This is a genomic window from Streptomyces longispororuber, assembly GCF_014656095.1.
GTDB classification, from domain to species: Bacteria; Actinomycetota; Actinomycetes; order Streptomycetales; family Streptomycetaceae; genus Streptomyces; species Streptomyces longispororuber.
Map to the genome: position 1 here is coordinate 9,180 of NZ_BNBT01000031.1, position 25,167 is coordinate 34,346.

Consider the following 25,167-nt stretch of genomic DNA (forward strand, 5'->3'; position numbering starts at 1 on the left):
GCCGCCCACCCAGGCCGGGCGGGGGCGGTCCACCGGGGCCCGGCGGGAGCGGCCCACCAAGGCCGGGCGTGCGGGCGGCTGGGGGCGGCTCATCAGGAGATCCCGAACTCCTTGCTGATGAAGTCGAACATCTCGTCGTCCGTGGCGGACTCCAGCTCGTCCACGACCTGGCCGCCCTCCTCACCCCCGGCGCCGGGGCCGCACCGGTCGAGCAGCACCCGAAGCCGTTCGGCGATCGTGGCCAGCTCGTCCTGCGACGGCGTGGCCTCGGCGAGCCCCAGCTCCAGCGAGTCGAGCCGGCTGAGCAGCGTCGCCGATTCGCCCGCTTCCGGCGCCAGTTCGGCCTTGAGGTAGTCGGCGAGCGCCACGGGCGTGGGGTGGTCGAAGACGAGCGTGGTCGGCAGGGCGAGGCCGGTGGCCGTACCGAGCGCGTTGCGGAGTTCGACGGCGGTCAGGGAGTCGAAGCCGAGCTCCCGGAAGGCCCGGCCGGGCTCGACGCGCTCGGGCCCGGGGTAGCCGAGGACCGTCGCGGCGTGCGTCCGCACCAGGTCCTCCAGGAACCGGTCCCGCTCCGGCCCGGACAGCGCGGCGAGCTGCCGTGCCAGGTCCGGCCCTGCGGCCTCGGCCGCCCCACCGTCCGCGCGGCCCGCGCGCTCCCGCAGGGCACGGGCTTCGGGCAGGTCGGCGAAGACGGGGTTGGGGGTGAGTGCGGGGCCGCCGGACAGGTACTGCTCCCAGTCGACGTCGGCGATCACCGTGGTGGTGAGGCCGTGGCCGAGGGCCTGCCCCAGCGCGGCGACCGCGAGCCCCGGCTCCATCGGCGGCACCGCGCCGCCGCGTGCCGCGTCCCCGGCCATGCCGCCGCCCGCCCACGCGCCCCAGGCGACGGAGGTCGCCGTCAGGCCGCGGGCCCGGCGCCGTTCGGCGAGCGCGTCGAGGGCCGCGTTGGCGGCGGCGTAACTGCCCTGCCCGACGCCGCCGGAGAGCCCGGCGAAGGAGGAGAAGAGCACGAACGCCGACAGGTCGAGGCCGGACGTCAGCTCGTCCAGGTGGTACGCGGACCGCACCTTCGCGCGGAAGACGGTGGCGAGCCGCTCGGCGTCCAGGCCGTCGAGCACCCCGTCGTCCAGGACACCCGCCGTGTGGAACACCCCGGTCAGCGGCGCCTCCTCCGGGATCGCCGCCAGGACCCGCGCGAGCGCCTCCCGGTCCGCCACGTCACAGGCGGCGATGGTGACCTCGGCCCCCAAGCCCTCCAGCTCGGCACGGAGTTCGGCAGCCCCGGGCGCCTCCGGGCCACGACGGCTCGTCAGCACCAGACGCCGGGCACCCTGACCCGCCAGCCACCGCGCCACATGACCGCCCACAGCACCCGTACCACCGGTGACCAGAGCCGTGCCCTCAGGCACCCACTCCCCCGCCCGCGCCGCATCCAGCGGAGCCCGCTCCAGCCGCCGCGCGAACACCCCGGCCGACCGCACCGCCACCTGGTCCTCGGCGGGCCATGCTCCGGCGAGGAGTCCGGCGAGCCCGGCCAGGTCCCGCTCGTCGGCGATCTCCGGCAGGTCGACCAGACCGCCCCACAGCCGCGGGTACTCCACGGCCACCACACGGCCGAGTCCCCACAGGGCCGCCTGCGCGGGCCGGGGCGCCGGGTCGGCGCCGCCGACGGCCTGCGCGGACCGCCCTGCCAGCCACAGCGGGGCACCCAGGTCCGCGGCGTGCAACGCCTGCACCAGGGTGACCGTCGCGGCCAGGCCACGGCTGACCCCGCCGCGTACGGCGTGCTCCTCCTCGTCGGCGGCCAGCAGCGACAGGACGCCGGACAGCGTGCCGTCGACGGCCGCCGCCTCCTTGCGCAGCCGCTCGGCGAGTTCGTCGCGGCCGGTGCCCTCGGCACCCGTCACGACCGTGCGCACCTCGGCACCGTGCCCGCCGAGCGCGGCCTCGACGGCCGCCGCCCAGGCGGCGACGTCCGCGCCGCCGTCCGGCACGACGAGCAGCCACACCCCGTCGAGGCGGGCGGCGGGCGCCTGCCCCAGCGGCTTCCAGGCCACCCGGTAGCGCCACCTGTCCAGCGTGGACGCCTCGCGCCGCTGCCTGCGCCAGGACGAGAGCACCGGCAGCACCTCACCCAGCGCCCCGCTCCCCGCGTCACCGCCGAGTTCGGCGCTCAGCGACTCCAGGTCCTCCCGCTCCACGGCCTCCCAGAACCGCGCCTCCACCTCGTCGGCGGCGACGCCCGTACGAGCGGTGGTGACGGGAGCCGCCTCCAGCCAGTACCGCTCACGCTGGAAGGCGTACGTGGGCAGGTCCACACGGCGCCGCGCCTCGACGGGCGCGTACAGCGGCGCCCAGTCGACGTCGATGCCGCGTACGTGCAACTGCGCGAGGGCACTCAGGAACGTGTCCGCCTCGGGGCGGTCATTGCGCACGGCCGCGATCAGACCGGTCTGGTCCTCGGGCTCGGTGAGGGTGTCGTGGGCCATCGCGGTCAGGACCGCGTCCGGGCCCAGCTCCAGCAGAGTCGAGACGCCGAAGCCGGCCAGCGCACCGAGGCCGTCATGGAAGCGGACCGCCTCACGGATGTGCCGGACCCAGTACTCGGGGTCCCGAAGCTCGTCAGCGTCCGCCAGCGCACCGGTGAGGTTGGAGACGACCGGCAGTGTCGGCTCCTGGTACGTCAACTGCCGTGCCACCCGCCGGAACTCCTCCAGGGCGGGCTCCATCAGCGGCGAGTGGAAGGCGTGCGACACCTTCAGCCAGCGCACCTTGCGCCCCTCGCCCCGCAGCGTCTGCTCCAGGCCTTCCAGAGCGGCACGCTCACCGGAGAGCACCACCTGCGAGGGCCCGTTGACCGCCGCGACACCCACCCGGTCGGCCAGGTCGCCGAGCAGCGGCAGCACCTCGTCCTCCGCCGCCTGGACCGCGAGCATCGCGCCACCCTCGGGCAACGCCTGCATCAACCGACCGCGAGCCGCGACCAGCCGCGTCGCATCCTCAAGCGACCACAACCCCGCCACATACGCAGCAGCCAACTCGCCAATCGAATGCCCGCCGACAACCTCCGGGCGTACGCCGAACGACTCCGCGAGCCGGAACAGCGCCACCTCCATCGCGAACAACGCGGGCTGGGCGAACCCGGTCTGCTCCAGCAGCCCGGCATCCGCACCGAACATCACACTCTGGAGCGAACGTTCTATCCACCCATCGAAGTACGCACACACCTCGTCCAGCGCATCCGCGAACACCGGGAAGGTTTCGTACAACTCCCGGCTCATCCCCAGCCGCTGGCTGCCCTGTCCGGTGAAGACGACACCCAAGCGGCCCTCGACCACCGACCCGGACACCACACCCGGGCCGCCGGACGCCAGGGACTCCAGCCCGGCCAGGAACTCCTCCCGGCCCCGGCCGAGGACCACCGCCCGGTGTTCGAGCGGGGAGCGGCCCGAGAGCAGGGACCAGCCCACGTCGACGGCGTCCAGGTGTTCGTCGGCCGCCACGTGCTCGCGCAGTCGCGAGGCCTGGGCCCGGAGGGCGTCGGCGCCGCGGGCCGAGACCAGCCACGGCACCGCCGTGGCGGGGGCGGCGGGCTCGACGGCGGGCGTCGGCTCGGGCGTCGTGGCCTGCTCCACGATCACGTGGGCGTTCGTACCGCTGACGCCGAAGGAGGAGACACCCGCGCGGCGCGGCGCGCCCTCCCGTGCGGTCCAGACGCGGGCTTCGGTGAGCAGTTCGACCGCTCCGGCCGACCAGTCCACGTGGGTGCTGGGCCGGTCCACGTGCAGGGACTGCGGCAGGACCCCTTCGCGCATGGCCATGACCATCTTGATGACGCCCGCGACGCCTGAAGCGGCTTGCGTATGGCCGATGTTGGACTTCACCGACCCCAGCCACAGCGGCCGGTCCTCGGGCCGCTCCTGCCCGTACGTCGCGAGCAGCGCCTGCGCCTCGATCGGGTCGCCCAGCGTGGTGCCCGTGCCGTGCGCCTCCACCGCGTCCACGTCACCGGGCCTGAGCCCGGCGTTGGCGAGCGCGGCGCGGATGACCCGCTGCTGGGAGGGGCCGTTGGGGGCGGTGAGGCCGTTGCTGGCACCGTCCTGGTTGACGGCGGAGCCCCGTACGACCGCAAGGACGTCGTGGCCGTTGCGGCGGGCGTCGGACAGCCGCTCCAACAGGAGCAGGCCCACGCCCTCGCCCCAGCCGGTGCCGTCGGCCGCGTCCGCGAAGGGCTTGCAGCGGCCGTCGGCGGCCAGGCCCTGCTGCTTGCTGAACTCGTCGAAGGCGGTGGGTGTCGACATGACGGTGACACCGCCTGCGAGGGCCATGTCGCACTCGCCCTGACGCAGCGCCTGCGCCGCCAGGTGCAGGGCCACGAGCGACGACGAGCACGCCGTGTCCACCGTCACCGCCGGGCCTTCCAGGCCGAAGGCGTACGACAGGCGGCCCGAGACCACCGCTCCGGCGCTGCCGGTGAGCAGATAGCCCTCGACGCCCTCCGGCGGCTCCTGGACGCCTTCGCCGTAGCCCTGGTGGCCGGAGCCGATGAAGACGCCGGTCTGGTGGCCGTGTACGGAGGCGGGGGCGATGCCAGCGCGCTCGAACAGCTCCCAGGACGCCTCCAGGAGGAGCCGCTGCTGCGGGTCGATGGACAGGGCCTCGCGCGGCGAGATGCCGAAGAACGCGGCGTCGAACTCGGCGGCGTCGTAGAGGAATCCGCCCTCGGCCCGGTAGGCGCCCGCCCGGGTGTTCTCCCAGCCGCGGTCGGCGGGGAAGCCCGAGATCGCGTCCGTGCCGTCGGCGACGAGCCGCCACAGCGCGTCGGGGCTGGTGGCACCGCCGGGGTAGCGGCAGCTCATCGACACGATGGCGATCGGGTCGTCGGCGGGCGCGGGCGCGGCGGCGGGCGACGTGGCGGCGCCGGGCTCGTCGCCTAGGGCCTCTCGGCACAGGTGGGCGGCGAGGTCGCGGGCGGTGGGGTGGTCGAAGACGAGGGTGGTGGGCAGCTTCAGGCCGGTGGCGGTGGCCAGGCGGTTGCGGACCTCGACGGCCGTCAGCGAGTCGAAGCCCAGCTCGCGGAAGGCGCGCGTCGGCTCCACGGCCTCGGGACCCGGGTGGCCGAGGACGGCCGCCGCGTGGGCCCGTACCAGTTCGAGGGCCGACCGCTCCCGCTCCGCCGCGGGCAGGGCGGCGAGCCGCTCGGCCCACTCGCTGCCCGCGACGCGGCTCTGCGCGCCGGCGGTGACCGGGGGCGTCCCGGGCCCGGCGAGGGCGCTCCGCACCTCGGGCAGGTCCCCGAGGAACGGGCTCGGCCGCACCGACGTGAACGCGGGCGCGAACCGCTCCCAGTCCACGTCCGCCACGGCCACGAACGTCTCGTCGTACGCCACCGCCTGAGCCAGCGCGGCCACCGCGCGCTCCGGCGCCATGGCCGTCACACCGAGGCGCCGCAGCGTCTCCTCGGCCTCCTGTCCGGCCATCTCGCTGCCGCCGCCCCACAGGCCCCAGGCGACGGAGGTCGCGGTGAGGCCGCGGGCGCGGCGCTGTTCGGCGAGGGCGTCGAGGTGGGCGTTGGCGGCCGCGTACGCGGCCTGGTTGCCGCTGCCCCACACGCCCGCGTTGGAGGAGAACAGTACGAAGGCGTCCAGGGAGCCGGTGTCGAGGAGCGCGTCCAGGTGGGCCGCGCCCGCGGCCTTCGCCGCCAGTACGTCGGCGACGTCCGCCGTGGTCGTGACGGCCAGCGGCAGGTCCTGGCCGGTGCCCGCCGCGTGGAAGACGGAGCGCAGGGTGTGCCCGGCCGCGGCGAGCCGGTCGAGGAGCCCGGCGACCGCGTCCCAGTCGCTGACGTCGCACGCCGCGACGGTGACCTCGGCGCCCAGCTCCTCCAGCTCGGCCGTGAGTTCGGCGGCGCCCGGCGCGTCGGGGCCGCGGCGGCTGGTCAGGACGAGGTGTTCGACTCCCTCGCGGGCCAGCCAGCGGGCCACGTGCCCGCCGACGGCCCCCGTGCCGCCGGTGACGAGCGCGGTGCCGCGCGGTGTCCACTCCGGCTCCTCGCGCCGGTCCTCCGGCAGCGGCGCGTGCGCGAAGCGGCGCACGAAGACGCCCGTGTCCCGCACCGCGACCTGGTCCTCGGTCCCGAGGTCCCCGAGCCCCGCGAGCACGGCCGTGAGGCGCGCGCCCGTACGGGTGTCGTACGACGGCGGCAGGTCGACGAGGCCGCCCCACCGGTCCGGGTGCTCCAGGGCGGCGACCCGGCCGAAGCCCCACAGCTCCGCCTGGACGGGGCGCACGGCCCGGTCGCCGCGGCCCGTGGCGACGGCTCCGGCGGACGCCACCCACAGGCGCGCGCCGAGCCCGGCGTCACCGAGGGCCTGGACCAGCGCGAGGGTGCCTGCGAGGCCCGCGGACACGGCCTCGTACCCCTCCACGGGGGACTCGTCGAGGCCGAGCAGCGAGACCACCCCGGCGAACTCCGCCGCTCCGTCGAGGGCCCGCAGCCGTTCGGCCAGGGCCTCGCGCGTCGCCTCGCCGTCGGCCAGGCGCAGTGCGTGGACCTGGGCACCGGCTCGGGTGAGGGCTGCGACGGTGCCGTCCACCCAGGGGTGGGTGCCCGGGTTCTCCGGGCTCTTTGCGTTCTCCAGCTTCTCAGCGTTCTCCGCGTTCTCCGTGTTCTCCGCGTTCTCCGCGTTCTCGGGCAGGACGACCAGCCACCGGCCGGTGAGTCCGGTGGACGAGAGGGTGGAGGCCGGCTGCGGCTTCCAGGTCACGCGGTAGCGCCAGCCGTCGAGGGTCGACCGCTCGCGCCGCTGCCGCCGCCACGAGGACAGTACGGGCAGGACGGCACCCAGTTCGGCCGCGGAGTCCTCCGCGATCTCCAGCTCGGCCGTCAGCTCCGCGAGGTCCTCACGCTCCACGGCCTCCCAGAAGCGCGCCTCGACCTCGTCCGCGGCGGGCGCGGTCCTGCCCCCCGGCGCCTGCTCCTCGACCAGCCAGTAGTGCTGGCGCTGGAAGGCGTACGTGGGCAGGTCGACGACGGTTCCGGCGCCGGGGTAGAACGCCCTCCAGTCCAGCTCGGCCCCGTACGCGTGCGCCTCGGCGAACGACGCCGCCAGCCGCTCGGCACCACCTTCGTCCCGCCGCAGCGAACCCAGGGCGACGGCCGCCCCCTCACGCCCGGCGGCCTCGACGGTGGCCTGCACGGGCACGGTGAGCACCGGGTGCGGGCTCATCTCCACGAAAAGGCCGTGGCCCTCGGCCAGGAGCCCGCGCGTGGCGTGCTCGAACAGGACGGTCCGGCGCAGGTTGCGGTACCAGTACCCCGCGTCCATGGGTGTTTCCGCGTCCAGCCAGGTGCCCGTGAGGGTCGAGTACAGCGGTACCTCGGCCTGTTGCGGGGCGACGTCCGCGAGGGCGTCCAGGATCTCCGTCTCGATCTGCTCGACGTACGAGGAGTGCGAGGCGTAGTCGACGGGGATCGTGCGGGCACGGATGTCCTGCGCCGTGCACCGGGCGACCAGTTCCTCCAGCGCCTCCGGCTCGCCGGACACGACCACCTGGGCCGGGCCGTTGACGGCCGCGACCTCGATCCGGCCTTCCCAGCCGGCGATCAGCTCACGTACGTCACTTTCCGGCAGCGGCACGGACACCATGCCGCCCTTGCCCGACAGTTCCCGGATCGCCAGGCTGCGCAAGGCCACCACCCGGGCCGCGTCCTGCAACGACAGCGCGCCCGCGACGCAGGCCGCGGCGATCTCCCCCTGGCTGTGACCGACGACCGCAGCAGGCCGCACACCCGCCGCCTGCCACACCGCAGCCAACGACACCATCACCGCGAACAACACCGGCTGAACCACGTCGACGCGGTCGAAGTTGGCCCCGCCCAGCTCCTCGAACAGATCCCAGTCCACGAACGCACTCAACGCATCCGCACACTCCCGCATACGGCCCGCGAACACCGGTGAGTCGTCCAGCAGTTGAACCGCCATCCCGGCCCACTGCGACCCCTGCCCCGGGAACACGAACACCGCGCGACCGGCACCACTCACCGCACGCCCGGTGACCACACCACCGGCCGCAGCCGTATCGTCGCCCTGGGCCAGGCCCTGGAGCCGGTCGAGGAGTTCCGCACGGTCGCGGCCGAGGACGACGCCCCGGTGTTCGAAGCGGGACCGGGCGACCGTCAGGGACCAGCCGACGTCCGTCAGCCCGACCTTGTCGGAGCCGTCGTCGACCGCGTCCGCGAGCAGCCGCTCCCACAGCCGTGCCGCCTGTGCGCGCAGCGCGGCCTCGCTCTTCGCCGAGAGGGCCAGCGGGATCAGGCCCGGGACCACCGACGGCGCGGTGGTCTGCCCGGATCCGTCCGCGGCCTCGGCGGGCAGTGCTTCCTCCACCGGCGCCTGCTCCACGATCACGTGCGCGTTGGTGCCGCTCATGCCGAAGGAGGAGACGCCCGCACGTCGCGGCCGGCCCGCCTGCGGCGCGGTCCACTCGCGCGCCTCGGTCAACAGCTCGACGGCCCCCGCGGACCAGTCGACCTCGGTCGTCGGGGTCTCGGCGTGCAGCGTCTTGGGCAGGACGCCGTGCCGCATCGCCATGACCATCTTGATGACGCCCGCGACGCCCGCGGCCGCCTGCGCGTGCCCGATGTTGGACTTGACCGAGCCGAGCCACAGCGGCTCGCGGTCGTCGGGCCGGTTCCTGCCGTACGTGGCGATGAGCGCCTGGGCCTCGATCGGGTCGCCCAGGGACGTGCCGGTGCCGTGCGCCTCCACCGCGTCCACGTCGGCGGGCGTGAGGCGCGCGCCGGCGAGGGCCGCGCGGATGACGCGCTGCTGGGACGGGCCGTTCGGTGCGGTCAGGCCGTTGCTTGCGCCGTCCTGGTTGACGGCCGAGCCCCGGACCACGGCCAGGACCTTGTGGCCCTTGCGGCGGGCGTCGGACAGGCGCTCCAGGACGAGCATGCCCACGCCCTCGCCGACGCCGAAGCCGTCGGCGCCCTCGGCGAAGGGCTTGCAGCGGCCGTCGGCGGCGAGGCCGCGCTGGCGGCTGAACGCGACGAGGGTGTCAGGGGTCGACATGACGGTGGCGCCGCCCGCGAGGGCGAGGTCGCACTCGCCCTGGCGCAGGGCCTGCGCCGCCAGGTGCAGGGCCACCAGGGACGACGAGCAGGCCGTGTCCACCGTCACCGCCGGGCCTTCGAGGCCGAAGGAGTAGGCGAGGCGCCCGGAGATGACGCTGGTGGAGTTGCCGGTCATCAGGTGGCCTTCGAGGCCGTCGGGGACTTCGCGCACGCTCTCGCCGTAGCCCTGGGAGGAGGCGCCGACGAAGACGCCGCCCGTGCTGCCGCGCAGCGCGGCCGGGTCGATCCCGGCCCGTTCGAACGCCTCCCAGGCGGTTTCCAGGAGCAGCCGCTGCTGCGGGTCCATGGCCAGGGCCTCGCGCGGCGAGATGCCGAAGAAGGCCGCGTCGAACTCCCCGGCCTCGTGCAGGAAGCCGCCGCCGCGCGAGTACGTGGTGCCTTGGCGGTCGGGGTCGGGGTCGTAGAGGGACGCGGTGTCCCAGCCGCGCCCCTCCGGCAGGCCCGAGGTGGCGTCGGCGCCCGCGCCGACCAGCCGCCACAGGTCCTCGGGGCTCTCCACGCCCCCGGGGAAGCGGCAGCTCATCGCGACGATGGCGACGGGTTCGTCGGCGGCGGCGCCGCCGTGGCCGGTGGCGGGCGCGGCCTCCGGGGCTTCTTGGGCCTCGTCACCGGCGAGTTCGGCGAGGAGGTGGCGGGCCAGGGCGTGCGGGTTGGCGTAGTCGAAGACGAGGGTGGCGGGCAGGCGCAGGCCGCTCGTCTCCTTGAGGCGGTTGCGCAGTTCGACGGCGGTGAGCGAGTCGAAGCCCAGGTCGCGGAAGGCGCGTGCGGCGTCGACGTCGTCGCCGGAGGCGTAGCCGAGGACGGCGGCGGCCTGGCCGCGCACGTGGTCGAGCAGCGCCCGTTCCCGCTCGTCGTACGGCAGTGAGCGCAGGCGCCGCACCAGGGCGGGCGTGTCGTCGCCGGAGCCGTCCCGGCCGGTGAGCGCGCGCCGGGCCGTGCCCTGGACGAGGCCGCTGAGCAGCGGCGGCAGGCGGTGGCCGTGCGCGGTGCGCAGCGCGGCGGTGTCGAGGCGCACCGGCACCAGGGCGGCGGCGTCCAGGCCGAGGGCGGCGTCGAGCAGGCCGAGGCCCTGCTCGGTGGCGAGCGGGGCGACGCCGGAGCGGGTCATCCGGTCCAGGTCGTCGGCGGTGATCTGCCCGGCCATGCCGCCGCGTTCGGCCCACAGGCCCCAGGCGAGCGAGGTGGCGGGCACGCCCCGGCGGCGCAGGTGCTGCGCGTAGGCGTCGAGGAAGGTGTTGCCCGCGGCGTAGTTGCCCTGCCCGGCGCCGCCGAGGACGCCCGCGACGGAGGAGAAGACCACGAACGCGTCGAGCCCGGCGTCGGCGGTCAGCGCGCCCAGGTTGAGGGCGGCGTCGACCTTGGGCCGCAGGACGCGGTCCAGTTGGCCGGGGCTGAGCGAGGCGGTGATGCCGTCGTCGAAGACGCCCGCCGTGTGCACGACCGCGGTCAGCGGGTGCGCGTCGGGTACGCGGGTCAGGGCCGCCGCGAGGGCGTCCCGGTCGGCGGCGTCGCAGGCGACGACGTCGATGGTGGCGCCCAGCTCGGCGAGGTGCGCGGTGAGTTCGGCGGCGCCGGGCGCGTCGGGGCCGCGGCGGCCCAGGAACAGCAGGTGCCGGACGCCGTGCGCGGTGACGAGGTGCCGCGCGACCAGGCCGCCGAGGCCTGCGGGGGCGCCGGTGACCAGGGCGGTCCCGTTCGGGTCCGGCGCGGCGGGGGTGGCGGCGGGCGCGCCGACGTCGCGGGTGAGCCGGGGCACGAGCACGGCTCCGGCGCGGATCGCGCACTCGGGCTCGCCGTGCGCGTACGCGGTGGGCAGGGCTCGCAGCGACTCGGGAGCGCCGTCCACGTCGACCAGGACGAACCTGCCCGGCTCCTCGGACTGCGCCGACCGGAGCAGGCCGAGCACGGCGGCGTGCGCCAGGCCGGGCACCGGCTCGTCGGCGCCGACGGCGGCGGCCCCGCGCGTCAGGACGATGAGCCGGGCCTCCGCGAGGCGCGCGTCGGCCAGCCAGCCCTGGGTGAGGGCGAGCGCGTCGCGGGTGGCGGCGTGCACGGCGTCGGCTTCGACGGGCGCGGTGGCGCCGTCGGCGTCGTTGCCCGTGGCGGGGTGCGCCAGGGAGCCCGTGGCCGCGACGACGACGTCCGGTACGGGCGCGGTGCCGTCGGCGACGGCCGCGGAGAGGTCGGCGAGCCCCTCGTACGCGGTGGCGTCGACGCCGTCCTCGGCCAGGGCGCGGCACAGCTCCGCCGCGTCCGCGCCGAGCACGGCCCATGTCGACGCCGTCGACGCCGTCGCCTCCGGCGCGGCGGCCTGCGGCGGTGTCCAGGTGACGCGGTAGAGGTGCGGCACGCGGGTGCGCCGCGCGGCGAGGTCCTGCCGGGCGTCGACGGTGCGGGACACCAGCGATCCGATGTGCGCGACCGGCGCCCCGGTGTCGTCGGCGAGCAGGACGGAGACGGTGTCGCCGCCGCTGCCGGAGCGGGACAGACGGACACGCAGGGTCGTGGCCCCGGTGGCGTACAGGGCCACGTCGCTCCACGAGAACGGCAGCCGCGGCGCGCCGTCCCCGGCCTCGGCCCCGGGGTCGCCGGAGGGGTCCTGCGCCAGGTGCGCCGCCTGGAGCGCGGCGTCGAGCAGCACCGGGTGCAGCCCGAACCGGCCCGCCTCGTCGCGCCGCTCCTCGGGGACGCGCACTTCGGCGAACACCTCGTCGCCGCGCCGCCAGGCGGCGCGCAGCCCCTGGAACGCGGGGCCGTACCGGACGTCCGCCGCGGCGAACTCCTCGTACAGGCCGTCGACGGCGACCGCCTCCGCGTCACGGGGCGGCCACGTGGCGAACCCCGGGTCGGGGGCCTCGGGGGACGCCGTGCTCACGGCGAGGACGCCGGTGGCGTGGCGGGTCCACGGCTCGGCCTCCGCGCCGGTCCCGTCGGGCCCGGCCTCGGGCCGCGAGTGGAAGGCGAGCGTCCGCCGCCCGGAGGCGTCGGCGTGCCCGACGGTGAGCTGGAGCTGTACGCCGCCCGTCTCCGGGACGACGAGGGGCGTCTCCATCGTGAGCTCTTCGACCAGGTCGCAGCCGGCCTGGTCGCCGGCGCGCAGCGCGAGTTCCACGAAGGCGGTCGCGGGCAGCAGGACGGCACCCGCCACGGCGTGGTCGGCCAGCCACGGGTGCGTACGCAGCGCCAGCCGCCCGGTCAGCAGGTGCCCGTCACCGTCGGCCAACGGCACCGCCGCCCCCAGCAGCGGGTGCCCCGCGTCGTCAAGGCCTGCCGCGCCGACGTCCCCGGCACCGGGGTCCGCGTGCAGCCAGTAGTGCTGGCGCTGGAAGGGGTACGTGGGCAGGTCCACGGTGGTGCGGGCGCCGGGGAACAACGCCTTCCAGTCCAGCTCGGCGCCGTGGGCGTGGGCTTCCGCGAGTGAGGCGAGCAGCCGGTCTGCGCCGCCTTCGTCGCGGCGCAGGGAGCCCAGGGTGGCGGCGGGGCTGTCGGTGGCGTCGATGGTGGCCTGCACCGGCACGGTGAGCACCGGGTGCGGGCTCATCTCCACGAAAAGCCCGTGTCCCTCTGCCAGAAGCCCGCGTGTGGCGTGCTCGAACAGCACCGTCCGGCGCAGGTTGCGATACCAGTACCCGGCGTCCATCGGCACGTCCAGCCAGGCCCCGGTCAGCGTCGAGTACAGCGGCACCTCGGCCTGCTGCGGCGACACGTCCGCCAGCGCGTCCAGGATCTGCGTCTCGATCTGCTCGACGTACGAGGAGTGCGAGGCATAGTCCACCGGAATCGTGCGGGCACGGACGTCCTGCGCCACACACTGCGCGACCAGTTCCTCCAGGGCCTCCGGCTCACCCGAGACCACCACCTGGGCCGGGCCGTTGACGGCCGCGACCTCGATCCGGCCCTCCCAACCGGAGACCAGCTCACGCACCTCGCTCTCCGGCAGCGGCACGGACACCATGCCGCCCTTGCCCGACAGCGCGCGAATGGCCAGGCTGCGCAAGGCCACCACCCGGGCCGCGTCCTGCAACGACAGCGTGCCCGCGACGCAAGCCGCGGCAATCTCACCCTGACTGTGACCCACCACAGCCGCAGGCTCCACACCCGCCGCCCGCCACACCGCAGCCAACGACACCATCACCGCGAACAACACCGGCTGGACCACATCCACCCGGTCGAACCGCTCCCCGCCCAGCTCCTCGAACAGGTCCCAGTCCACGAACGCGCCGAGCGCATCGGCGCACTCCCGCATCCGAGCCGCGAACACCGGGGAGGCATCCAGCAGTTGCACCGCCATCCCGGCCCACTGCGACCCCTGCCCCGGGAACACGAACACCGGACGCACCACACCACCCGGCGTACGCCCCGTCACCACGCCAGGTGCCGCGCCGTCGCCCTCGGCCAGCCGCTCGAGACCGGCGAGAAGCTCCTCGCGGTCGCGGCCGAGGACGACACCCCGCTGGTCGAACCGCGACCGCGCCACCGCCAGCGACCAGGCCACGTCGCCGACGCCCAACTCGGGGCGCGCCGAAAGGTGTTCGTGAAGGCGGGCGGCCTGCGACCGCAGCGCGCTCTCACTCTTCGCGGAGAGGGCCAGCGGCACGAGGCCCGTCACGACCTGCGGCGGCGTCACGCCCTCGGTCCCGTCCTCGGGGGCCCGGTCGTCGGCCGCCGGAGCCTGCTCCACGATGACGTGGGCGTTCGTCCCGCTCATGCCGAAGGACGAGACGCCCGCGCGGCGCGGCCCGCCGCCGTCCCGCTCCGCCCATTCCCGGGCCTCGGTCAGCAGCTCCACGCTCCCGGCCGACCAGTCGACTTCGGGGGTGGGGGCGTCCACGTGCAGCGTCTTGGGCAACACGCCCGCGCGCATCGCCATGACCATCTTGATGACACCGGCGACACCGGCCGCCGCCTGCGTGTGGCCGATGTTCGACTTCAGGGAGCCGAGCCACAGCGGCCGGTCGGCCGGGCGCTCCTTGCCGTACGTGGCGATGAGCGCCTGGGCTTCGATGGGGTCGCCCAGGGTCGTGCCGGTGCCGTGGGCCTCGACGGCGTCCACCTCTGCGGCGGTCAGTCCGGCGTTCGCCAAGGCTGCCTGGATGACGCGCCGTTGGGAGGGGCCGTTGGGGGCGGTCAGGCCGTTGCTGGCGCCGTCCTGGTTGACGGCCGAGCCCCGGATCACCGCCAGGACCTGGTGGCCCTTGCGGCGCGCGTCCGACAGGCGCTCGACGAGCAGCAGGCCCGCGCCCTCGCCCCAGCCGGTGCCGTCGGCGGCCTCGGCGAACGCCTTGCAGCGGCCGTCCGTGGCCAGGCCGCGCTGGCGGCTGAACTCCACGAAGGTCTCCGGCGAGGACATGACGGTGACACCGCCCGCCAGGGCCATGGTGCACTCGCCCTGCCGCAGCGCCTGCGCGGCCAGGTGGAGCGCGACCAGCGACGACGAGCACGCCGTGTCGACCGTGACGGCCGGGCCCTGGAGGCCGAGGACGTAGGAGAGGCGGCCCGACATGACGCTGGTGGTGTTGCCGGTCAGCAGGTGGCCCTCGACGCCTTCGGGGGCCTGCCGGACGCCTTCGCCGTAGCCCTGGTAGCCGGAGCCGACGAACACGCCGGCGCGGGTGCCGCGGAGCGTGGCCGGGTCGATCCCGGCGCGCTCGAACGCCTCCCACGCGGTCTCCAGGAGCAGCCGCTGCTGCGGGTCCATGGCCAGGGCCTCGCGCGGCGAGATCCCGAAGAACGCGGCGTCGAACTCGCCCGCGTCGCACAGGAACCCGCCCTGGCGGGCGTAGAAGGTGCCGTGCTTCTCCGGGTCGGGGTCGTAGAGGGCGTCGACGTCCCAGCCCCGGTCGTCGGGGAGGTCGCCGATGGCGTCGGCGCCGTCGGCGACGAGCCGCCACAGGTCCTCGGGGCCGCTGACGCCGCCGGGGAAGCGGCAGCTCATGCCGACGATCGCGATCGGCTCCCGGGAAGCCGCCGCGAGCTGCTGGTTCTGCCGTCGCAGCCGCTCGGTCTCCTTCAGAGACGCGCGCAGCGCATCGACGACCGTGTCCGAAGGCCTCGTCATGTCCGGCTCCACATTTCGTGCTGCGTCAGGAATCGCTGCATCAGGAATCACTGTTGTCCAAGGCCATCTGGATCAGGTTGTCCACGTCCATGGCGTCGATCGAGGCGTCCGCGCCGTCGTCGTCGGCCACGTCGGCGGCCGTGGCCGCCGTCGCGTCCGGTGCGGCGAGGCGCAGGAGGGCGTCGAGCAGCCCCGCCTCGCGGATGCGGGCGACCGGGACGGCCGCCAGGGCCCTGCGGACGTCGGCGTCCGCGAGGTGGTCCGCCGCCGTGGCACCGTCGGCGGGGCCGGGGGCCGTACCGGGGGCGGCGTCGGGCAGGAGCGCGGAGAGCAGCTCGTGGGCCAGCTCCGCGGGGGTCGGGTGGTCGAAGACGAGCGTGCTGGGCAGGCTCAGTCCGGTCGCGGCGTTCAGGCGGGTGCGCAGTTCGACGGCGGTCAGCGAGTCGAACCCGAACTCCTTGAAGGCGCGGTCCTCGCGGACGGCGGCCGTGCCGGTGTGTCCGAGGACGGCAGCGACCTCCGTGCGCACCAGTTCCAGGACGGTCCGCTCCCGCTCGGCGGGCGGGGCCGCGGCGAGCCGGTCGCGCAGCGCGGCCGCCGCGTCCCCCGAGGCCGCGCCACCGTCGGCGGTGTCCGACGCGGGGGCCAGGGCGGTACGGGCCTCCGGCAGTTCGTCGAGGAGCGGGCTCGGGCGCCGCACCGTGAAGGCCGGGGCGAACCGCTCCCAGTCCACGTCGGCGACCGTGACCAGCGCGTCGGGTCCGGCCGGCGCGTCGCGCAGGGCGGCCACGGCCACCTCGGGCCGCAGGCCGGGCAGGCCCCGCTTGCGCAGGTGCGCCGCCGCCTCGTCGTCCCCGGCCATGCCCGCACCGGCCCACGGCCCCCAGGCGACCGACGTCACGACACGCCCACGCGCCCTGCGGCGCTCGGCGAGCCCGTCGAGGTAGGCGTTGGCGGCGGCGTAGGCGGCCTGGCCGCCGCTGCCCCACACCCCGGCGATGGACGAGAACAGCACGAAGGCGTCCAGCGGTACGTCGCCGAGCAGCTCGTCCAGGTGGGCCGCGCCCGCGGTCTTCGCGGTCACGACGGCCGCGAAGTCCTCAGGACCGGTCGCGTCGATCATCAGGTCCTGCCCGACGCCCGCCGCGTGCACGACGGCGCTCAGCGGCGCGCTCCCGTTCCCGTTCTCACTCTCGTTCTCGTTCTGGTTCTGGTTCTGGTTCTGGGAGAGCGTGTCGAGCAGCCGGGCGACCGCGTCCCGGTCGGCCACGTCGCAGGCGGCGAGGGTGACCTCGGCCCCCAGCTCCTCCAGTTCGGCACGGAGTTCGGCGGCTCCCGGAGCGTCCGGGCCGCGGCGGCTGGTCAGCACGAGGTGCCGGGCGCCGTTGCCCGCGAGCCAGCGGGCCACATGGGCGCCGAGGGCGCCGGTACCGCCGGTGACGAGCACGGTGCCGCGCGGCCGCCACCGCGCGTCGGCGGCCGGGGCGCCGCCCGGGGCGCGCGTGAGGCGGCGGACGAGGACGCCCGAGGGCCGCAGGGCGAGCTGGTCCTCGGCGAAGCCGTCGGCGGCGGTACGGGCGAGGAGCGAGGTGAGCCGGGCGCGGACGGGGGCCGGGACGACGCCGGAGCCCTCCGCCACTGCCTTGGATCCCTCGTGTTCCCCGGTCTCCCCTCGGCCCGTGGCCTCCGGGAGGTCGATCAGGCCGCCCCAGACGTCGGGGTGTTCCAGTCCGGCGACCCGGCCGAACCCCCACACCTGCGCCTGCGCGGTCGCGCGCAGCGGGTCGGCGGTGCCGACGGACACCGCGCCGGACGTCGCGACCCACAGCCGCCCCCCGGCCCCGGCGTCGACGACGGCCTGTGTCAGGGCGAGGGTGGCGGCCATGCCCCACGTCAGCGCGGGGCCGCCCTGGTACGGGCGCTCGTCGAGGGCCAGCAGGGACAGCACTCCGGCCAGGTCCGTGCTCCCCGGCCCGGACGGCGCCTGCCCGGCGAGGTCCCACAGCAGCCGCGTCAGCGCCGTACGGTCCGCGGCGTCGTCCCCGACGAGGACGCGCCGGACGTCCGCCCCGGTGGCGGCGAGCGCCTCCTCGGCCGCGGCGCACCAGGGATGCCCGGCCGCTCCGGCCGGTACCAGCAGCGCCCAGGTCCCGTCGAGGCGTTCCCCGGCGCCCGGCTCGGCCGCAGCGGCCAGGGGCTTCCACGTGACGCGGTAGCGCAGGGCGTCCACCTCGTGGCGCTCCTGCTGGCGCTGCCGCCAGGACGCGAGCGCCGGGAGCACCGACGTCAGCGGGGCGTCCGGGTCGAGCTCCAGCGCGCCGGCGAGGCCGTCCAGGTCCTCCCGCCGCACGACGTCCCAGAACGCGGCGTCCAGCGTCCCGCCCTGCGCGCCCCGCGCGTCCATGTCCTTCGGCTGCGGCCAGAACGTCCTGCGCTGGAAGGCGTACGTGGGCAGGTCCACGCGGCGCCGCGCCTCGACGGGCGCGTACAGGGGAGCCCAGTCGACCCCCACCCCGCGTACGTGCAACTGCGCGAGGGCCGCCAGGAACGTGTCCGCCTCCGACCGGTCCTTGCGGAGGGCCGCGACCAGCCCGGCCTGCGCGGCCGGTTCGGTGAGCGCCTCGTGGGCCATCGCCGTCAGGACCGCGTCCGGGCCCAGCTCCAGCAGCGTCGTGACACCGAAGCCGGTCAGCGCGCCCAAGCCGTCGTGGAAGCGGACCGCCTCACGGATGTGCCGCACCCAGTACTCGGGGTCCATCAGCTCGGCGGCATCCGCCAACTGTCCCGTGACGTTGGAGACGACCGGAAGCGTCGGCTCCTGGTACGTGAGCCCCGCGGCGACCTTGCGGAAGTCGGCCAGGGCCGGGTCCATCAGCGGTGAGTGGAAGGCGTGCGACACCTTCAGCCAGCGCACCTTGCGTCCCTGGCCCCGCAGCGTCTGCTCCAGGCCTTCCAGAGCGGCACGCTCACCGGAGAGCACCACCTGCGAAGGCCCATTGACCGCCGCCACACCCACCCGGTCCGCCAGACCGTCCAGCAGCGGCAGCACCTCCGCCTCCGCCGCCTGGACCGCGAGCATCGCGCCACCCTCGGGCAGCGCCTGCATCAGCCGACCGCGCGCGGCCACCAGCCGCGTCGCGTCCTCAAGCGACCACAACCCGGCCACGTAAGCGGCGGCCAGTTCCCCGATGGAGTGCCCACCCACAACCTCCGGGCGTACGCCGAACGACTCCGCGAGCCGGAACAACGCCACTTCCATCGCGAACAACGCGGGCTGGGCGTAACCGGTCTGCTCCAGCAGGTCGGCATTCGCACCGAACATCACGCTCTGGAGCGAACGTTCTATCAAGACGTCGAAGTGGACACACACCTCGTCCAGCGCGTCCGCGAACACCGGGAAGGCCTCGTACAACTCCCGGCCCATCCCCAGCCGCTGACTGCCCTGCCCGGTGAACACCACACCCAACCGGCCCTCGACCACCGACCCGGACACCGGAGTCGCAAGCCCCGCCAGGAACTCCTCCCGCTCCCGACCGAACACCACAGCCCGATGCTCAAGCAGAGCCCGCCCCGACAGCAGCGACCAGCCCACATCCACGGCGTCCAGCTCAGGACGCGCCACCACGTGCGCGCGCAACCGGTCGAGCTGCCCCCGCAAGGCTTCGGCACTGCGGGCCGACACCAGCCACGGCACCGCCGTGACCGGGGCGACGGGCTCGACGGCGGCCCCGGGCTCCGGTGCCGAGGCCTGTTCCAGAACCACGTGGGCGTTGGTGCCGCTGATGCCGAAGGACGACACGCCCGCACGGCGCGGCGCGTCCTCCCGCGCGGCCCACTCCCGGGCCTCCGTCACCAGCTCGACCGCGCCCGCCGACCAGTCCACGTGTGAGGTGGGCCGGTCGACGTGCAGCGTCGGCGGAAGGACGCCCGCGCGCATGGCCATGACCATCTTGATGACACCGGCGGCACCGGCCGCCGCCTGCGTGTGGCCGATGTTGGACTTCACCGACCCCAGCCACAGCGGCCGGTCCTCCGGCCGCTCCTGCCCGTACGTGGCGAGCAGCGCCTGGGCCTCGATCGGGTCGCCCAGGGTCGTGCCGGTGCCGTGGGCCTCCACCGCGTCCACGTCGGCTGGGGTCAGGCCCGCGTCGGTGAGGGCGGCGCGGATGACCCGCTGTTGTGCGGGTCCGTTGGGCGCGGTGAGGCCGTTGCTGGCGCCGTCCTGGTTGACGGCGGAGCCCCGTACGACCGCGAGCACGTCGTGGCCGTTGCGGCGGGCGTCGGACAGCCGCTCAAGGAGGAGCAGGCCCACGCCCTCGCCCCAGCCGGTGCCGTCGGCGGCCTCGGCGAACGCCTTGCAGCGGCCGTCGGCGGCCAGGCCACGCTGGCGGCTGAACTCGATGAACGCGCTGGGCGTCGACATGACGGTGACGCCGCCCGCGAGCGCCAGGTCGCACTCGCCCCGGCGCAGCGCCTGGGCCGCCAGGTGCAGGGCCACGAGCGCCGAGGAGCAGGCCGTGTCCACGGTCATGGCGGGCCCCTCGAACCCGAAGGCGTACGAGAGGCGGCCGGAGACGACGCTGGCCGCGTTGCCGGTGCCAATGTAGCCCTCGGCGCCGTCGGGCGCGTCCTTGAGGAGGTCGAGGTAGTCCTGGCCGTTGGTGCCCGCGAAGACGCCGGTACGGGTGGAGCGCAGCGACGCCGGGTCGACGCCCGCGCGCTCGAACAGCTCCCAGGAGGTCTCCAGGAGCAGCCGCTGCTGCGGATCCATGGCGAGGGCCTCGCGCGGCGAGATGCCGAAGAAGTCCGCGTCGAACTCCCCGGCGTCCGGCAGGAAACCGCCCTGGCGGGCGTAGGTGGAGCCGGGTGCCGCCGGGTCGGGGTCGTACAGCGTCCGCGTGTCCCAGCCACGGCCGGCGGGGAAGTCGCCCATGGCGTCGACGCCGTCCGCGACGAGCCGCCACAGGTCCTCGGGCGAGCGGACGCCGCCGGGGAAGCGGCAGCTCATCGACACGAGGGCGATGGGCTCGTCGTCCGTGCCGTCGGCCGACGGCCGCCGCGCGGCGGCGGGGTCGGTGACGGCACCGGTGCCGGAGCCGGAGCCGCCGGGCTCGCCCAGGAGCAGGCCGGAGAGGTAGTCGGCCACGGCGTGTGGCGAGGGGTGGTCGAAGACGAGCGTCGCCGGCAGGGTCAGGCCGGTCGCCGCTCCCAGGCGGTTGCGGAACTCCACGGAGGTGAGCGAGTCGAACCCGAGCCCCCTGAAGGCGCCGTCCGCGGGCACGGCCTCCGTGCCGCCGTGCCCGAGCACCGTTGCGGCGTGGGTCCGTACGAGGTCGAGCAGGGCCCGCTCGGCGTCCGGGCGTGCCAGCCCGGCCAGCTTCTGCCTCAGGTCGGGCGCCGTGGAGTCCCGGCCGCCCGTGGAACGTGCGGCGAGGACCGCGGCCGCCTCCGGCACGCCGTCCAGGAGCGTGCTGCGGCGGGCGGCCGTGAAGCCCTCGGCGAACCGTTCCCACACGACGTCGGCGACGACGAGCGCGGCGGCGCCGCCGCCCTCCGGGACCGGCTGCAGCGCCAGGCGCAGCGCCTCGGTGGCGCGCGCCGGGTCCATGACCGGCAGTCCGGCCTGGCGCATGCGTTCCTCGGCGCCGTCGTCGGCGGCCATGCCGCTGCCGGCCCACGGGCCCCAGGCGAGCGACACGGCGGGCAGCCCGGCGGCGCGGCGCCGTTCGGCGAGGGCGTCCAGGAAGGCGTTGGCGGCGGCGTAGTTGCCCTGGCCGGGCGCGCCCACGGTCCCGGTGAGGGAGGAGAACAGCACGAACGCGGTCAGGTGCGCGCTGTCGCGCGTCGCCTCGTGCAGGTTGAGGGCGGCTCGGGCCTTCGGCCGGAAGACGGTGGCGCAGCGGTCGGCGTCCAAGCCGTCGAGCACCCCGTCGTCCAGGACACCCGCCGTGTGGAACACCCCGGTCAGCGGCGCCTCCTCCGGGATCGCCGCCAGGACCCGCGCGAGCGCGTCCCGGTCCGCCACGTCACAGGCGGCGATGGTCACCTCGGCCCCCAAGCCCTCCAGCTCGGCACGGAGCTCGGCAGCCCCGGGCGCCTCCGGGCCACGACGGCTCGTCAGCACCAGATGCCGGGCACCCTGAGCCGCCAGCCACCGCGCCACATGCCCACCGACGGCACCCGTACCACCGGTGACCAGAGCCGTGCCCTCAGGCACCCACTCCCCCGCCCGCGCCGCATCCAGCGGAGCCCGCTCCAGCCGCCGCGCGAACACCCCGGCCGACCGCACCGCCACCTGGTCCTCCGCCGCCGACGCGCCGAGGACCTGGGCGAGCCGGGACACCGCCCGGGCGTCGGCCATGCCGGGGAGGTCGACGAGCCCGCCCCAGCGGTCGGGGTGCTCCAGGGCCGCCACCCTGCCGAGGCCCCACACCGCCGCGCCGTCGGTGTCGGCCGCGGGGTCCGACGCGCCCACGGAGACCGCGCCCCGTGTCGCCACCCACAGCGGCGCGGCCACCTGCGCGTCACCCAGGGCCTGGACGAGTGCCAGCGTGAGGAGCACACCGGCCGGGACACCGCCGGAGGCCGCGCCCGCCGTCGGCACCGGGGAGTCCACCGGTGCAGGGACATCAACCGATCCAGGGGCAGCAACCGTCGCGGGTCCGGCAACCGTCGCGGGGGCGCAGGCCAGCAGGGACAGCACGCCGGTGACGGGCGCGCCGTGCCCGTCGTCGTCGCCGGGGGCGGCGAGGGCGTGGCTCAGCAGTTCGCGCAGCGTCTCGCGGTCGGCGTCCCGCGCGCCCACGCGCAGGACCCGTGCGCGGGCGCCGCCCTGTTCCAGAGCCCGTACGGACGCGTCGACCCACGGCTCCTCGGGCGCCCCGGCACCGGCCACGACCAGCCAGGTGCCGGTCAGCCGCCCCGGTGCGACCTTGCCTCCGAGCGGCTTCCAGGCGGTCCGGTAGCGCCAGCGGTCCAGCTCGCTGTGCTCGTGCCGCTGCCGCCGCCACGCCGTCAGCGCGGGCAGCACCGACCGGAACGGCGCCTCCTCGTCGACCTCCAGCGCACCCGTCAGCGCCTCGATGTCCTCGGCCTCGACGGCCTCCCAGAACCGCGCGTCCACAGGGTCGACCGCAGCGGTAACGGAGCCCTGTGACAGGGGGTTGAGCCAGTAGGTCTGGTGCTGGAAGGCGTACGTGGGCAGGTCCACGCGGCGCCGGGTCCCGACGGGCGCGTACAGCGGCGCCCAGTCCACTTCCACCCCACGTACGTGCAACTGAGCGAGGGCACCCAGGAACGTGTCCGCCTCGGGGCGGTCCTTGCGCACGGCCGCGACCAGCCCGGCCTGCGCGGCGGGCTCGGTGAGCGCCTCGTGGGCCATGGCCGTCAGGACCGCGTCCGGGCCCAGCTCCAACAGCGTGGAGACACCGAAGCCAGTCAGCGCACCCAAACCGTCGTGGAAACGCACGGCCTCACGGATGTGCCGGACCCAGTACTCGGGGTCCCGAAGCTCGTCAGCGTCCGCCAGCGCACCCGTGAGGTTGGAGACCACCGGCAGCGTCGGCTCCTGGTACGTCAACTCCTGTGCCACCCGCCGGAACTCCTCCAGCGCGGGCTCCATCAACGGCGAGTGGAAGGCATGCGACACCTTCAGCCAGCGCACCTTGCGCCCCTTGCCCCGCAGCGTCTGCTCCAGGCCTTCCAGGGCGGCACGCTCACCGGAGAGCACTACCTGCGCGGGACCGTTGACCGCGGCGACACCCACCAGCTCGGCCAGGTCGCTGAGCAGCGGCAGCACCTCCGCCTCCGCCGCCTGCACGGCCAGCATCGCCCCGCCCTCGGGCAACGCCTGCATCAACCGCCCACGCGCGGCCACCAGCCGCGTCGCATCCTCAAGCGACCACAACCCCGCCACATACGCAGCAGCCAACTCGCCAATCGAATGCCCACCCACAACCTCCGGGCGTACACCGAAGGACTCCGCCAGCCGGAACAGGGCCACTTCCATCGCGAACAACGCGGGCTGGGCGTACCCGGTCTGTTCCAGCAGCCCCTCATCCGTACCGAACATCACGCTCTTGAGCGAACGTTCTATCAAGACGTCGAAGTGGACACACACCTCGTCCAGCGCATCCGCGAACACCGGAAAGGACTCATACAGCTCCCGGCCCATCCCGAGTCGCTGGCTGCCTTGCCCGGTGAATACGACACCCAACCGGCCCTCGACCACCGACCCGGACACCACACCCGGGCCGCCGGACGCCAGGGACTCCAGCCCGGCCAGGAACTCCTCCCGCTCCCGGCCGAACACCACCGCCCGGTCTTCATGCAGGGCCCGCCCCGACAGCAGCGACCAGCCCACGTCCACCACGTCCGGCTCAGGGTGCGTCACGACGTGCTCGCGCAGTCGCGTGGCCTGCGCCCGCAGGGCTTCGGGGCCGCGCGCCGACACCAGCCACGGCACCGCCGTCGCCGGGGCGACGGGCTCGACGGCATCCGCGGGCTCCGGCGCCGGAGCCTGTTCCACGATCACGTGCGCGTTGGTGCCGCTCACACCGAACGACGACACACCCGCACGGCGCGGCGCGTCCTCCCGCGCGGCCCACTCACGTGTCTCCGTCAGGAGTTCCACCGCGCCCGCCGACCAGTCCACGTGGGTGTTGGGCCGGTCCACGTGCAGGGTGCGCGGCAGGACGCCGTGGCGCATGGCCATGACCATCTTGATGACACCGGCGACACCGGCTGCGGCCTGCGTATGACCGAGGTTGGACTTCACCGACCCCAACCACAGCGGCCGGTCCTCGGGCCGCTCCTGGCCGTACGTCGCCAGTAGCGCCTGCGCCTCGATCGGGTCGCCCAGCGTGGTGCCGGTGCCGTGCGCCTCCACCGCGTCCACGTCACCGGGCGTGAGCCCGGCGTTGGCCAGGGCAGCCCGGATGACGCGCTGCTGGGCGGGGCCGTTGGGGGCGGTCAGGCCACTGCTGGCGCCGTCCTGGTTGACGGCGGAGCCGCGTACGACACCGAGGATCTGGTGGCCGTTGCGGCGCGCGTCCGAAAGGCGCTCAAGGAGGAGCAGGCCCACGCCCTCGCCCCAGCCGGTGCCGTCGGCGGCCTCCGCGAACGCCTTGCACCGGCCGTCGGCGGCCAGGCCCCGCTGGCGGCTGAACTCCACGAAGGTGTCCGGCGTCGACATCACGGTCACGCCGCCCGCGAGGGCCAGCGAGCACTCGCCCTGCCGCAGCGCCTGCGCCGCCAGGTGCAGCGCGACCAGCGACGACGAGCACGCCGTGTCGATGGTGACGGCGGGGCCTTCGAGGCCGAAGGTGTACGAGACGCGGCCGGAGGCGATGCTGCCGGCGCTGCCGTTGCCGAGGTAGCCCTCGAACTCCTCCAGGCCTTCGGGGTTGCTGAGGATGCGGTTGCCGTAGTCGCCGTACATGACGCCGACGAAGACGCCGGTGCGGGAGCCGCGGACGGACAGCGGGTCGACGCCCGCCCGCTCGAACGCCTCCCACGTCGCTTCGAGGAGGAGCCGCTGCTGCGGGTCGATGGCGAGGGCCTCGCGCGGGGAGATGCCGAAGAACGCGGGGTCGAACTCCGCCGCGTCGTGCAGGAACCCGCCTTCGCGCGCGTAGCTCTTGCCGGGGCGGCTCGGGTCCGGGTCGTGGAGGTCCGGGTCCCAGCCGCGGTCGTCGGGGAAGGGGGAGATGGCGTCCCCGCCCTCGGCGACGAGCCGCCACAGGTCTTCCGGGCTGCCGACGCCGCCGGGGTAGCGGCAGCTCATCGCCACGATGGCGACGGGTTCCCGGCTCACGGACTCGGCGTCCTGCAGACGCTGCCGGGTCTGATGCAGATCCGCGGTGACTCGCTTGAGGTACTCGCGGAGTTTCTGCTCGTTCGCCATTCGGTGCGACTCCTTCAACGCAGAGGGCCGCACCCATCACATCGGGGGGAGGTGGGGGCAACAACC

Annotated in this window: 2 protein-coding genes; both read right to left on the bottom strand. The window is 75.2% G+C overall.

Features of this window, described 5'->3' with window-relative positions; translation table 11 throughout:
- Positions 1–92: 92 nt before the first annotated feature.
- Complete coding sequence (locus tag IE330_RS12985) at positions 93–15,197, bottom strand: type I polyketide synthase (protein WP_190136112.1); 15,105 nt, start codon at positions 15,195–15,197, stop codon at positions 93–95.
- A 40-nt stretch (positions 15,198–15,237) separates the two neighbouring features.
- Positions 15,238–25,134, bottom strand: a complete 9,897-nt coding sequence (locus IE330_RS39875; RefSeq protein ID WP_444546230.1) for a type I polyketide synthase — start codon at positions 25,132–25,134, stop codon at positions 15,238–15,240.
- Positions 25,135–25,167 lie beyond the last annotated feature (33 nt).

Excerpts from the sequence above, each read along its gene's own strand:
- IE330_RS12985 (WP_190136112.1), bottom strand. The coding sequence starts at position 15,197 with ATGACGAGGCCTTCGGACACGGTCGTCGATGCGCTGCGCGCGTCTCTG.